This window comes from uncultured Porphyromonas sp. (assembly GCF_915070105.1).
GTDB lineage: Bacteria > Bacteroidota > Bacteroidia > Bacteroidales > Porphyromonadaceae > Porphyromonas.
In genome coordinates this window covers 1-12,541 of record NZ_CAJZFJ010000063.1, presented here as the reverse complement: position 1 = coordinate 12,541, position 12,541 = coordinate 1, and the positions used below count along the sequence as shown (strand labels likewise).

Here is a 12,541-nt window from a genome sequence, read left to right as displayed (position 1 = left end):
AGAAATATATAATACTATCTTGGTGCACCTTATTGCCATCTGATGGAGCTCCATAAAGGACTACACTTCTAATGTTTCCCAAGGAGGTCGACAATGTATCGAGATAAGCTCTATTCGAATCTGAATACCTCATATGGATAGATATATTAGCATTCACTCCTAGGCAGAGGGGATTAAGATTGAACATCAGGTCGCTAAAAGCCACAGAACTATCAACAATGACTACAATCTTCTCACAGTATAATTGACTCAGTTCTGAGGCGATCACATCAAAAGGGAACTCCTCATTATACTGGATAATACAATGGCTAATAAGAGAAACATCCACTTCTTCACTCGGTAGCTCTAAGACAGGAATACTAGCCTCCCGTATTAAGCACTGTTTGTCAACTAAGGAGTTGAATATTCCGCTAAGCTCCTTTGGAAGATTCTCTGAGTCAATAGACTTCCCAGAGAAGGCATCCAATAGTTGTAACGGCACAAGGGATATGGTGTTATGACCCAAATCATATAGTGCAGCACGAGATCGCCCTCGTACTAGCTTACAGTCAGGAGATAGTATGTACAGCATATATTCATCTATCCATTCGCCTCATGCAGTAGACCGCACACAGGTCGGTAGAATCCTCCCTGTTCTTTAAACCATGCCACTTTTGCTAGCTCCTTGCTGAAAGTCTGATTTTGTTCGCTCTGCACCAAATCCGAGGAGCTCTCATCTTCCCTCTCAGCGAGTAAGATATTGACAGAGAAAACACGTCTTTGTTCTACATCTATCAGGTCAGTATAAAACTTTCGCTTCATCGTTTATCGTGTTCTATTAGCTTTTCTGCTATTAGTTTATGAATTCCATAGTTACAAGGCCCATCGACCATACTAAAGATCCCTTCATGATTGACCTCTATAAAGTAAATCGTACCATCTGTTGATTTGATCAGGTCGAGTGAACCCACCTTCAACCCCATTCTCTCCATGAAAGATCGGATTTTAGCGCTGATAGTATCTCCCAGCTGTATGGGCAATAATCTCATTTGCTCGGTTTCAAGCCTACGAAAATCAACCTCCTCTGTCGAAGGATCTGGTACGATGGCCATGGAGAAGAGTTCCCCATCTAAGAAGAAAGTCCTAATATCATATTCCTTCGCTACAGCCTCTTGAATAAGGGAGGGGGCAAAATTATCTGGTAATGCATTTAAGTCTTCACGAGTGACCAGATGAGTATACATCTCATATGATCTATCCCATGGATGAATCACCCTCGAGTTATACAAAGACTTTGATATTATACTCCCAACCCTATCGACCAAGGCAACGACATCTTGCTTCTGTGTTGTGACTAGCATTAAGGGGGTGTTTAGCCCCACCTCCTGAGCCATCTTTAGCTCTACTAATTTGTTTGTTCCATGCCAAGAGGGATTACCCAAGAAATAAGGGCTATGCATACTTAGGAAGGTATACAGATATCGTGTTATCGTTGCGACCTCTTCTCTCAATAGAATTCCAAGGTCTATATCGATCTGCCCTTGTAGATGCTGGTATAGCTCCGTCATATGGAAAGAGAATGGCCTCCTAATCCAGACGGAATTAAATTCCTCTAGAGAATAGTCTACCCCACCTACACACAATACATTTCTTGCAATATCTAGCGAACATTCTTGGTAAAGATCCACCTCACTCAGGAATAAAAATGAAGCCCCCAATCGCTCTAGCCAAGATGAGATCAAAACGGAGCTTTTATCTAGTGTATTAGAAAGTAATAGTATCATTGTATCCTACCTCAAAGTCCCCATCTGCTATCAGGGGAGATTCATATAGCAAATAGATTGGTCACAATACGCTCTCTATGGGACTCGGTATATGATTATAGCGTACTGGTGAACTTGTCCCACCATTACTCGGATAGGTATGTAGTCAGGAAATATATGCTCTAGGCCTATTGGCTCCTACCCTCATACCTCAGTGATCAATGATTACAACTAGAGGACTACTTGCTCTGATGATCCTCAAATAGTTCCCGCAGGGAGATAGACGTATCAGTAGGCTTGTCGTCGTGGAGGAAGTTCGTAGGGATAATCTCCGTGGAATCCCTTGGGACAAACTCCTTGTAGCGACACGATGGCAATAGGCTCACCGTGATGGGACTGAGTGTCTGCTCGATATACTGGTAGGTCATCGTCCGACTACTCATGAGGCGCTGAAGTATCGGGTCACCCAGGAAGCTATATCGCCTGCGGTCACAGAACGAGAAGCCAGAGGTGTCCTGTAGGATATAGGCGACACAGAGGTCACCCACACCATTGCGATCCCTCAGATGATCTACGATCAATATCTGATTATCCGCAGGGCTCTCATAGAGCTCCCTGATGGCCATATTCTCACGGGTAAAAGTGTGCGCTTCGGCATAGTTCACTTTTATACGACTCTCATAGCCGTAGGGGCTCATCAGACACTCTATGACTCGCTTGCGACTGAGGGGCTCATAGCTACGGAAGATGACAAGGTAATTGGGGACACTGAGGATAATCCCCTCTGTCCGTATACCGACTCGACCCAGTAGCTCATTGAGATATCGTGCCCATGTTCCTCTCTTATAGCGCAGCGTCTCTGTCCCAGATAGGAGGGTGATCTTGCGAGAGGGATCATGTCGTGAGAGGAACCCTAGCACTGCCATATAGGTATGCCCCTCCTCGTCCCAACTAGTGAACTTGCCCGGCTCACTGACGACCAGATGATCTACAGCTCGGATCTCAGATAGAGGACGGGGAGTAATCGAGGGTTGTCCTTCCTTGCCCTTCAAGGTCCATTGGGTCGCCACACAGCTAGACAGCCACAGGGTGAGGAATATATATAATAACCATCGAGTGCTCATAACTTCTACTTCTTTTATGGAGTATCGATATTATTCTCCGATTTTAACGGACTACCCACCCTGTGACCAAGGGGGTAGTCCGTGAACTTTGAATAAGCTAGTTGCAATATGATCCTTTGAGGTCAATTGCCACTACGAGTTGAGGACAGAGGCCTCTGTGACCTCCTTACTCGATGGGTCTAACAGGTTTGTACTCTTGTGCTGGGTCATCATACCAAGATTCTTGTTTTTTCTTCTTGGTATCATACACACAAGTGAACTCTTTTTTTTCATCAGCCCCTCCCGTTATGTGGCTGAGGAGCTGCTCACTCAGAGCTGAGAAATCCTTTGTTTCCATATGTCTTAAGGATTACGAGTTATTACTAGGGCATTTCTAAGTCTAATGATCCGCTCCCCATGCCCTTTTAGGGAGAGAATCACATTTTGTTATTTCTCTTTGGTGAGGTAGGTCTTAGGGATCACCTCGGAGGAGTTCCGTGGGACAAACTCCTTGTAGCGACACGAGGGCAGGAGGCTCACCGTGATCGGACTGATGAACTCAGCTATATGCTGGTAGATCGTACTCCGATTGGTGAAGAGGTGGCGATACCATGTATAGCCTAGGAAGCTGTAGCGCTCTAGTTCGGCCTCCGAGAATTGGGAGATATCCTGCAGGATGTAAGCGATACAGAGGTCACCTACATCATTGCGGTCTCGTAGATGATCCACGATCAAGATCTGATCCTCTGCGGGAAACTCATAGAACTCCCTGACCGCCATATTCTCAGAGGTAAAGACGCCTGGCTGGGTATACTGGACTCCTACACGACGGATTTGAGAATGAGGGGCTATCAGACAGTCCACGATACGTCTACGGCTCGGAGCCTCATAGCCACGAAAGACGATGAGGTGATTCGAGACGCTGAGGATAACCTTCTCGATCCGTATACCTACTCGACTCAGTCGCTCATTGAGGTAACTCGCCCATGCCCCATCCAGATACCGGAGGGTCTCTACTCCCGACAGTATTGGAAGGTGATCGGTGATGCTGAGTCGTGTTACCCACCCCATATCAGCTTCATAGGTATGCCCATTCTCTTCCCAACTAGTCCTCCCATCTCGATCCCTGACTGCGATATGATCTATCACTTGGATCTCAGACAGCGGGCGAGGAGTGATTGGGGCTTGCCCTTCCTTCGCCTGAAGCATCCCTCGGGGCGTCCTGCAGCCCCAGAGGCCGAGACCGAGGAGTACGATGCATAAGACCTGCCGAGTGCTCATGGCTTTACTTCTCTATGGGGTTGTATGGGAGGTTGAGCATAGGATCACCCTTGAAGCCCATTCGTCCTCCGAGGGCCTTGATAGCTTGTTCGGGATTGGCATAGAGCTGGACGATGATCTTCTCTAGCTCCTTCCTCGTCGTGGGGCGCTGGTTCCACTTCCAGCGGACGATATTCTCCCCAGCGGAGAGGTTGGTGATCCCTATGCAGGTATACCGATAGTCCCCCTCGCTGTCAGCGACCTCTAGGATCAGCCCGGGTAGTCCCCCGAACTTGTACGGCCCCTCAGAGAGTGGAATCTCTGGTGTAAACCAAGCGATCCACTGCCTCCCCCCAAAGGTGACCTCTGCCCTCTGACAGCTATGTCCGAGGATCTCCCGCTTCTCGGGCTTCACCTGCCATTGTAGGGTAGGCTTAGGCTCTACGTAGCTCATCACAGGAGCTCCAGCGGGCAGGCGGTAGTCAGTGGTAATATCCTGCGTCTTCGGATAGCCCTTGTAGAGGATCATCGGCGGGACCACATCTGTCACGATCTTCCGAGGAGACTGACCAGCCTCGATCAAGGGTGTGGCGACAGAGTCAGCTTGGTAGTGTCGCAGACTATACATCTTACAGATCTGTGTCCCTATGTCTAGGCGCACCTGATCCTGAGTGACATACTCCCGATCAGTAGGATCAGAGATGAAGTCTAGCTGGTAGAGTACACGATACTGCACCCGATCAAGACTATCAGCCTCAGCGAGCGAGCGTGGTGGGTCGAAGACCTGTGCCCCGAGGGGGAGGATGCTGAATAGGGATACTCCTAGGAGTATGAGTTTAATGGCTTTCATATTATATCTATAGTTAGTGGTTAGAGCTTGAATGAGACCTTCACGAGCACCGCACGAGGACGTAGACGATAGCTGTGCTGGATGGTAGCATAGGATAGGCGCTGGATGCTATGATAGACCTGCATGCCCAGCAGATTATTCAGTTCGCAGCCCACCTCTACTCGAGAGCCGATCCACTTGAGCTGGCTGTCCAGAAGTAGGACATCGGTCTTTTCGCTGGAGGAGCTGACATGATTATGTTCTAGGATAATATCCCAAAATATGTTTTTCCCAAAGGCTACTCCTATCTGTGCGGTCTCGGAGAGGAGGTTATCTATCTCGGTGCGAGAGGCGAATCGGGAGGTATAGTTACGTCCATAGTAGACATTGTAGTCCAGGAGGATTTCCTTGATGGGATTGGCCTTCAGGGCTAGTCGCACGCTCTGGGTATGTACTTTATAGGGCGTGATCGTCCCCTGATAGGCTACCTGCCCTAGATGGTGTGTATAGCCTAGGTCAAGGTCGATCCCTAGGCCTGCCCAGGTAAATCCCTTGCTCAGCGACCACACCCCCGAGAAGGTCTGTGTATGGTGCTTGTGCTCGAGGAGCTCATAGCGTCCTCCGTCCTCACCGAGGAGCAGCATCTGGATAAAGGGCTTGTAGTGCATGCTCTGTCTCGCCCTCAGAGAGGACGACAGGAACGAAAAGATGTCTCGGTAGTCTACCCGCCCCTCTATGGTAGCTATTTGCTCCCTGAATAGCCTAGGTGTCCCGACCGTCAGACTGCGATAGCTCTCTAGGACGGGGTAGGGATACCAATCACGGATTCTCGGCTCCGTATGTGCATAGCTACCTGTCAGCTGGAGCCCCCAGTGCTGTCCTAAGCTTAGCTTGACCTTGAGATGGGGCTCAAAGAGGAGGCCTGCTAGACGATCTGAGCTTGTCCGTCGAAGCTGGTAGATGACGGGGAGTGCTAGATCTATGGAATACTTCTGACGTAGATAGCTTAGGGTCTGCTCCACACCTACACGCAGGACACGATCATAGCTACTGCCCGTGCGCTCCAGTAGGCTACTCGATAGGCTCTGCCACTGGTACGAGGCGAAGACCTGAGGGCTATACGTCCAGTAGCGCACAAGGGGGAGGTTGAGGATCCGAAGGCGATTGTCCGTATAGAGACTTGTGAACCATCCCCGCTGCCCGATCATGCTATGTAGTGTGGGAAGTACCTGCTGCAGCTGCTGGTTATTGGCTGTCTCAAAGTCTTCGTCTGAGGTCGTAAGCCGCTGGGTGAGGATAAGCTCTATCGGGAGACGTGTACGACCATTGATGAAATGCATCTGATTGTTCAGGTGCAGGGCATCCAGCCCTTGATGCTGAGGGGTTGCTAGTCCATTGAGGGCGATTATCCCCGAGGCCCTACTCTGCGAGGCACTTGCACGAAGCTGATCCTTGAGGTAGTAGCTCTGCAAGTTCTTCTCATAGCTAAGGCTGGTCGAGGCGCTCCCCTGCCGTAGTAGATGCTCGATGCGCTCATCTAGGAGGAGCGGGGAGGAGGAGCGTCCATACCGAGCCTGCGAAGAGCCCTCGGAGCGAATCTTATCATACCGATAGCTCCCCTGCAGCTTGAGCTGGCTACTATCCGAGAGGACAAAGGCACTATTGCCACTGGCCATCAGCGACACATTGTCTGTATAGTATGATGGGGGGAGGTTGGGAGTAGCAGGCTTATCTATGCGGGCAAAGATGCGCTCCTCCCTCGAGCCACCCCTCTGCACGCCAAAGGAGCTCTCGTAGTACTGCCTGCCTGAGTTATCGACATACACCACACCGAGGAACTGAGCTCTCCGGGCAAGGTAGTTACTCCTGATCCGGCTATTGGTCTCAAGCCCATCACCATAGCCAAGACCCAAGTCAAGCGAAACACCCCAGATCCCACGCTTCTTGGGCGAGAGCTTGAGGTTGAGGATCACATCATCCGAGGAGCGTTTGCCGACGAGTGCCTTAATTCCCTGGTAGTTATCCAGCACTTGTATGGTGGAGATGTCGCTCGCGTCTATATTGCTCGTGATCTGCTCATAGTTCCCTTGGGTCAGATCGATCCCCTCGATATTGATTTGCTTTAGGGGCTTGCCTTGGTACTTGAGCAGGCCTCCCTCCATACGCATACCCGGGATACGACGGATGACATCCCCGATACTGCGGTCAGTGGCCTTCGCTAGACGAGCGACATTATAGTTGATCGTATCTTGGTTTCCCCAGACCCGTGGAGCTTGCACGGAGACTTCCTTGAGGAGATAGGTATCCTCCTTGAGATCAATATCTAGCTCGTGCGCCGTGGGGAGTGTGAGACGCTGGGCATAGGTCTTGTAGCCGAGGCAGCGAGCCGACACAATAGCCTGAGTGAGCTGGCCACTTGCCGTGAGCTCAAACTGCCCTCCAGCATCCGTATGGGCATAGCTAAGGATGGTGCTATCTGTCACGGAGAGGAGGGTGATAGAGACTCTAGGGAGTGGCTCCTTGCCTGAGTGGACGACCCCTCGGATCTTGATGGAGCTCTGTGCCCCGAGGGTAAGGCTGAGGCAGATAAGGCCGAGCAACCCCGCTCCCCCCTTCCAGAGGGAGACCAGTAGACTCAGTACATAGCATGAGCTACCAAGTGGGCTTGAGTAGGTGTTTCGGTATCGCATCGCTAACGTGGAATTAACAATACTATTACGGGGCAAATATATGAATAAATTTCATACCAAGCAACAGGCTGAATTACCCACCCCAAGACACTCATACAGTAGGAGATATAGCCACACCATGAAGCCCCCATCCCCCCCTAGCACCATCCGTGCCGTAGGATGCTGATCGGGGGTATTCTCCCCCCGTGAGCAGCCACCTATTTAGGTTCCTTTGGAGTACATTCCGAGAGCCCTATCAGTGGACACGTAATGATCGCCAAAGTGGTCTCGGTATGTTCGCTCCAATCACCTTACATAGGTGACGAGAGCGTTCTTTATAGGAGCGCAAGTGCGCTCTCGGGATGTTCGTTTTGCCCCTCTCGGGATGACTGATACAGAGGTGGTTATATTGGGTATTTTTGACGACTTGCTCCCCTCTCCAATCCTTCCCCTAAGCCCCCCTTATATCCCCAAGAAAAGCCCTCCTTCCCACGAAGATGAAAACGAGAGCGAAGGGGAGGCAATACACCAAGTCCCCTACCCTAGGGCTTGGCGTAGCCATACCTCAGGATAAGGGGCGGTAGAAGAGGAAGGGGGATAAAACAAATCCCCCTATCCAGCTGCCCTCTGTGGGGACCAACTGAATAGGGGGAGCACCTGACAAAACAGGTGACAAACACATAATACCATACTCTGCTCACCTATATAACGTATGCCGCAGAGCCTTTCGCATAGTCGCTATTATTTTTATTTTCCCACGAGCGAATGAGAGGGGGAAGGGCTAGTGCTTGTGCCGCTCAAAGAATCGGCGGGCAAACTCCTTGCACACCATCGGCAGCTGCACCATCTTCTGAGCCGTGAGATAGGGACGACAGCGCAGATAATAGGTCTTCTCTAGCTCGGCCTCCTTGATCCGTGCCGAGAGCGAAGACTCGAGGAAGGTGTACAGCTCGGCTTCGGTGAGCGTCTTGTCGCCTTGGCGTACACGGTGGCCTAGAGCCATACCCTCACGCCAGAGCTGGAATCGCTTCTCATCCAGTTCGTCTAGGATGGGGGTAATGTCATCCGCTTCCTTAGCGGTGAGGCTAAGGCGCTGAATGAGGTAGGCTCGCTTCTCAGTGCGCACACGCTCCCGCATCGAGGGCGTGGGATGAGCGGGCGCCTTCTTGTCCTTCTGCGCCTCGGCCGTAGGAGCTACGAGGAGCAGGAGAGCGAGTAGGAGTGTATAGAGGGTTGGTCTCATTATAGGGAGATAGACTAATAAGATGAGGAGTAGGCAGTGGAGGTGAAGAGGGTGCCATCAGCGAAGAGAGACTCGTGGGCATCCTGAGCTGCCACCTCGGCTCCATACTCAGCGTAATAGGTGCTATAAGCCTCGTCCTGCTCCTCGGCCGTCGTCGCTGTGGCGACCTGCTGGGGAGTAGTAGAGTCGGGATGGATCACACTGCGGAAAGCTCGGAAGACAAGGTTCATCGAGACGAAGACCGCAGCGAGATAGACGATGGGGCGCACACGTACCCAGAGCGAGGGGCGAGCAGGCTCCGCCTCGGCCTCCACGGGAGTCTCGGGGATGCGTGCCATGATCCGCTCCTCGAGCTGATCAAAGTAGTCCTCGGGGACACGATAGTGCTGCTTGCTCTCCTCGGGGGTGGGGAGTAGGGGTTGCTTATCCATATATAGTAGGCGAAGTGCTAGGCTTCAATGGGTGAGACAAGAGATGAGGCAAAAGGTTTACTCTTCCCTCCCGAGGAGCTCGAGGACCTTCTTGTGGGCGTGGTGATAGGAGGCCTTCAGTGCGCCCTCGCTCGTACCCGTGAGCTGTGCCATCTGATCATAGGGCATCTCATCATAGTAACGTAGGCGGAAGACAAGCTGTTGCTTGGCAGGTAGGCTGAGTAGGGCACGCTGTAGTCGCTCCTCGGCTTCGTCAGCATCGAAGTACTCATCGGCATGTAGGCGGGAGAGCAGATACTCGGCATCCGCCTCCTCACTAGGGGCGACTCGGTGCTCCTCCTCACTACGGCGCTTCTTCAGGAAGTTCAGTGACTCATACATCGCTATGCGGTAGAGCCACGTGGAGACCTTAGCCTCGCCACGGAAGCCCTCGATAGCCTCCCAAGCCTTGATGAAGGTATTCTGCACCAGGTCATCCGCATCCTCATGCGTATAGACCATACGGCGGATCTGCCAATAGATCTGCCGAGAGTAGAGGCGGACGACCGAGGAGAAGGCTGATCGGCGTGTCGCAGGATCAGCCAGCTGACGCTGCAGATCCTCCTCGGAGATCAGGACGGGGGGAGTCATGTATGGCTCTTAGCTTTGAGTGGAGGATGCTGGACGGCATAGCGTAGGGATTGGTTGCGCCCGAGCGTGATCGAGAGACTATCCCCTACGGCCAGTGAGCCGTCTAGTATATGATTTAGGAGCTGATCCTCGACAGCGTGCTGGAGGGTACGGCGCAGAGGACGTGCCCCCATGGCACGATCGAGCTCCCTCAGAGCGAGGAAGCGACGAGCCTCGGCCGAGACTGTCACCCTATAGCCCTGCTGACTGACACGCTCACGTAGCTGCGTGAGCTCCAGCTCAAAGATACGTACGAGGGCCTCATCAGAGAGTGGCTCGAAGGCTATGATCTCATCAAGGCGATTGAGGAACTCGGGGCTGAATGTGCGCTGTAGGGCTTGGCGTGAGATGCGCTCACTGCGCTCGGCTTCGTCCGATAGCCCCGCAAAGCCTACCCCACGGGCAAAGGCCTGCGCCTGACGAGAGCCGACATTGCTCGTCATGATGACGATCGTATTGCGGAAGTCCACGACATTGCCCTCCGTATCCGTCAGTCGTCCGTCCTCGAAGACCTGTAGGAGGATGTTATAGGTATCGGGGTGCGCCTTCTCGATCTCATCCAGTAGGACGAGTGAGTAGGGACGGGTGCGTACGGGCTGTGTCAGCTCACCTCCCTCTCCATAGCCGATATAGCCCGGAGGAGAACCGATGAGACGAGAGACGGCGAACCGCTCGGAGAACTCACTCATATCGATACGCACCATAGCGTCCTCACGTCCGAAGACCTCACGAGCAAGAGCCTTCGCCAGATAGGTCTTCCCCACCCCTGTGGGGCCGAGGAAGAGCATGGAGGCTATCGGTCTACGGCTATCTCTTAGCCCTAGGCGAGAGCGTTGGATGGCACGGGCGATTGCCTCGACAGCACGATCCTGCCCGAGGACAGAGGCCTTGAGGCGATGAGGTAGCTCGATGAGGTGCTTTAGTTCATTTGTCCCCGAGATACGCTCTAGGGGCAGAGAGGTCAGACGAGAGAGTGCCCGATCGACATCTGCCTCGGTATAGATAGGCGCAGTCGGTCTGCTGGCTCCTCGCCCCTTGGTCTTCGTGCCTCGCTCGGGTAGACGAGCTAGGACGACAGCTCCCGTAGCATCTAGGAGCTCAAGAGCCCTGTAGGGGAAGGGAAGGGCGGGCATATAACGCTCCGAGAGATCGAGCACACGCTCCAGTAGGGGCTGCAGGTCGGCACCATAGTGCTCCTCGTACTGACGACTCTTCTCTCTGAGGACTGCGAGGGTACGCTCCCGAGAGAGAGGCTCCACGAGCACGGGGTAGCAGACACGCTCCATCTGACTGCTGTCATCGAGACTCTGCGTGTAGCCACTACTGGTCGCCGTCCCGATGAGACGCAGACCGCTCAGGTCAAGAGCAGCAAAGAGGGTATCTAGGACCTCGCCTCCAGGGGCACGTCCTCCCGAGCGCAGGAGATGCAGGTCGTCCACGAAGAGTAGGACATCTGGAGCTGCACGTAGGTTCTCCATCAGACTACGTATGGTAGCCTCTGCCCCACCCATGAACTGGGCACCTGCGAAGAGTCTCGTGAAGCTCACCTGCAGGATATGTTTGTAAGGGAAGGCTTCGGGCAGGCCTTCGCCCCGTGCGATCAAGCGTGCGAGCTGGCGTACGACCTCCGTCTTACCGACCTTAGGCTCACCGATGAGGATCGGGCTACAAGCCTTGTAGCGGAGGAGGATCTGGAGCAGCTGCTCGATCTCTGACTCACGCTCCAGCCCCTCAGTGGGGCTCTGCTCTTGGGCTCGGACATGCTCCACGAGATCAACACCAAACTCAGCGAAGGGGAACTCATCCATATCCGCACGAGGCTCTTCGCCTCCACCTCTTCCTAGCTCCCGCTTGGCACGGTTCATCAGCTGGGAGAGGAAGTCCCCCTCGATATCTATACTGCCCTCAGCCCTACGGACGAAGGCCTGGATAGGAGGGAGATCATCCCCCAGTGCTATGGGGGTAATACCCTTGGCACTAACCTCGATGGCTTGTATGGGACGTATGCGCACACTTGTCCCCTCGCTGGCAGGGACTTCGTCTCCAGCCTTCTCGCCACGCTTGAGCGCCTTGCCGATACGCTGGATGAGGGGATCAGACCAGAGGTCATAGTTGCCGACGTTGGCAAAGCCACTGAGCACCGTCGGCACTCCGCAGAAGATGATACTCAGCAGGAGGTGGAGGGGGCTGATCGCATGGTCGCCGAGGATCGTACAGATCTCTGCGGCACGAGCGATCGCACTATGAGCCTCTAGGCTATAGAGGACAGCACCGGTGGGCTCGGAGTGCGGGAGCTCATCCTCCTCCTTGGGGTGACGCAGCAGAGCCTCGGTGAGCTGTAGGAGCGTCTGGGGAGAGAGCTCCCGATCGGAGAGGAACTTGATAGCCGAGCTCGTTCCCTCCCTCAGGATCCCCCAGAGGAGAAGATCCAGACTGACCTCGGGGAGGCCTAGCTCACGAGCCTTGTCGGTGGCGAGCTCTAGGGTGGAACGGAAGGTATCAGTATAGTTGTATCTCATGATAGTGTGCATCATTAGGACTTCACCTGTATAGCATGCAGGCGAGCATAGTGCCCGTTGAGGGCGAGGAGCTCCT

The 12,541-nt window shown here is 53.1% G+C and carries 13 protein-coding genes; 1 reads left to right on the top strand and 12 read right to left on the bottom strand.

Translation table 11 applies throughout. From position 1 onward, the window contains the following. From QZ554_RS06825 to QZ554_RS06800, 6 genes are all read right to left on the bottom strand, one after another. Nucleotides 1-481: hypothetical protein (locus tag QZ554_RS06825; protein WP_297195298.1), on the bottom strand; the 481-nt coding region annotated here is incomplete at its 3' end. A gap of 98 nt (nt 482-579) precedes the next feature. Beyond that, the gene (locus QZ554_RS06820) at nt 580-801 is read right to left on the bottom strand and encodes a hypothetical protein (protein WP_297195296.1); all 222 of its coding nucleotides are present in this window, start codon (nt 799-801) and stop codon (nt 580-582) included. Beyond that, nucleotides 798-1,763, bottom strand: coding sequence for a hypothetical protein (locus tag QZ554_RS06815; RefSeq protein ID WP_297195294.1), 966 nt, complete (start codon nt 1,761-1,763; stop codon nt 798-800). Before QZ554_RS06815 ends, QZ554_RS06820 begins: the two co-directional genes overlap by 4 nt. A gap of 218 nt (nt 1,764-1,981) precedes the next feature. Next, complete coding sequence (locus QZ554_RS06810) at nt 1,982-2,794, bottom strand: hypothetical protein (RefSeq protein ID WP_297195293.1); 813 nt, start codon at nt 2,792-2,794, stop codon at nt 1,982-1,984. Nucleotides 2,795-3,032: 238 nt separating this feature from the next. Then, nucleotides 3,033-3,203 (bottom strand): hypothetical protein, encoded by a 171-nt coding sequence (locus QZ554_RS06805; protein WP_297195291.1) that lies wholly within the window; start codon nt 3,201-3,203, stop codon nt 3,033-3,035. Nucleotides 3,204-3,292: 89 nt separating this feature from the next. After that, nucleotides 3,293-3,916 carry a hypothetical protein gene (locus QZ554_RS06800; RefSeq protein WP_297195289.1) on the bottom strand — a complete coding sequence of 208 codons (624 nt, stop codon included), beginning with the start codon at nt 3,914-3,916 and terminating at the stop codon, nt 3,293-3,295. A 15-nt stretch (nt 3,917-3,931) separates the two neighbouring features. Here QZ554_RS06800 and QZ554_RS06795 point away from each other — a divergent pair, with 15 nt between their 5' ends. After that, a complete protein-coding gene (locus QZ554_RS06795; protein ID WP_297195287.1) occupies nt 3,932-4,108 on the top strand; it encodes a hypothetical protein in 177 nt (58 codons plus the stop codon). A gap of 22 nt (nt 4,109-4,130) precedes the next feature. Here the strand turns inward: QZ554_RS06795 and QZ554_RS06790 are convergent, their stop codons facing one another. From QZ554_RS06790 to QZ554_RS06765, 6 genes are all read right to left on the bottom strand, one after another. Continuing rightward, a complete protein-coding gene (locus QZ554_RS06790; RefSeq protein WP_297195285.1) occupies nt 4,131-4,955 on the bottom strand; it encodes a GLPGLI family protein in 825 nt (274 codons plus the stop codon). A 20-nt stretch (nt 4,956-4,975) separates the two neighbouring features. After that, nucleotides 4,976-7,624: a carboxypeptidase-like regulatory domain-containing protein gene (locus tag QZ554_RS06785; protein ID WP_297195283.1), complete on the bottom strand. Its 2,649-nt coding sequence runs from the start codon at nt 7,622-7,624 to the stop codon at nt 4,976-4,978. A gap of 760 nt (nt 7,625-8,384) precedes the next feature. Then, nucleotides 8,385-8,846, bottom strand: coding sequence for a hypothetical protein (locus tag QZ554_RS06780; protein ID WP_297195281.1), 462 nt, complete (start codon nt 8,844-8,846; stop codon nt 8,385-8,387). Between the two features lie 14 nt (nt 8,847-8,860). Then, a complete protein-coding gene (locus tag QZ554_RS06775; RefSeq protein ID WP_297195280.1) occupies nt 8,861-9,277 on the bottom strand; it encodes a hypothetical protein in 417 nt (138 codons plus the stop codon). 57 nt (nt 9,278-9,334) lie between these two features. Next, complete coding sequence (locus tag QZ554_RS06770) at nt 9,335-9,907, bottom strand: sigma-70 family RNA polymerase sigma factor (protein WP_297195278.1); 573 nt, start codon at nt 9,905-9,907, stop codon at nt 9,335-9,337. Then, nucleotides 9,904-12,465 (bottom strand): ATP-dependent Clp protease ATP-binding subunit, encoded by a 2,562-nt coding sequence (locus QZ554_RS06765; protein WP_297195276.1) that lies wholly within the window; start codon nt 12,463-12,465, stop codon nt 9,904-9,906. Before QZ554_RS06765 ends, QZ554_RS06770 begins: the two co-directional genes overlap by 4 nt. Between the last annotated feature and the right edge of the window lie 76 nt (nt 12,466-12,541).

What these genes read in the sequence shown, in the direction of transcription:
- QZ554_RS06820 (WP_297195296.1), bottom strand. Translation starts at nt 801, where the DNA reads ATGAAGCGAAAGTTTTATACTGACCTGATAGATGTAGAACAAAGACGT.
- QZ554_RS06815 (WP_297195294.1), bottom strand. Translation starts at nt 1,763, where the DNA reads ATGATACTATTACTTTCTAATACACTAGATAAAAGCTCCGTTTTGATC.
- QZ554_RS06805 (WP_297195291.1), bottom strand. Translation starts at nt 3,203, where the DNA reads ATGGAAACAAAGGATTTCTCAGCTCTGAGTGAGCAGCTCCTCAGCCAC.
- QZ554_RS06800 (WP_297195289.1), bottom strand. Translation starts at nt 3,916, where the DNA reads ATGGGGTGGGTAACACGACTCAGCATCACCGATCACCTTCCAATACTG.
- QZ554_RS06795 (WP_297195287.1), top strand. Translation starts at nt 3,932, where the DNA reads ATGCCCATTCTCTTCCCAACTAGTCCTCCCATCTCGATCCCTGACTGC.
- QZ554_RS06790 (WP_297195285.1), bottom strand. Translation starts at nt 4,955, where the DNA reads ATGAAAGCCATTAAACTCATACTCCTAGGAGTATCCCTATTCAGCATC.
- QZ554_RS06785 (WP_297195283.1), bottom strand. Translation starts at nt 7,624, where the DNA reads ATGCGATACCGAAACACCTACTCAAGCCCACTTGGTAGCTCATGCTAT.
- QZ554_RS06780 (WP_297195281.1), bottom strand. Translation starts at nt 8,846, where the DNA reads ATGAGACCAACCCTCTATACACTCCTACTCGCTCTCCTGCTCCTCGTA.
- QZ554_RS06775 (WP_297195280.1), bottom strand. Translation starts at nt 9,277, where the DNA reads ATGGATAAGCAACCCCTACTCCCCACCCCCGAGGAGAGCAAGCAGCAC.
- QZ554_RS06770 (WP_297195278.1), bottom strand. Translation starts at nt 9,907, where the DNA reads ATGACTCCCCCCGTCCTGATCTCCGAGGAGGATCTGCAGCGTCAGCTG.
- QZ554_RS06765 (WP_297195276.1), bottom strand. Translation starts at nt 12,465, where the DNA reads ATGAGATACAACTATACTGATACCTTCCGTTCCACCCTAGAGCTCGCC.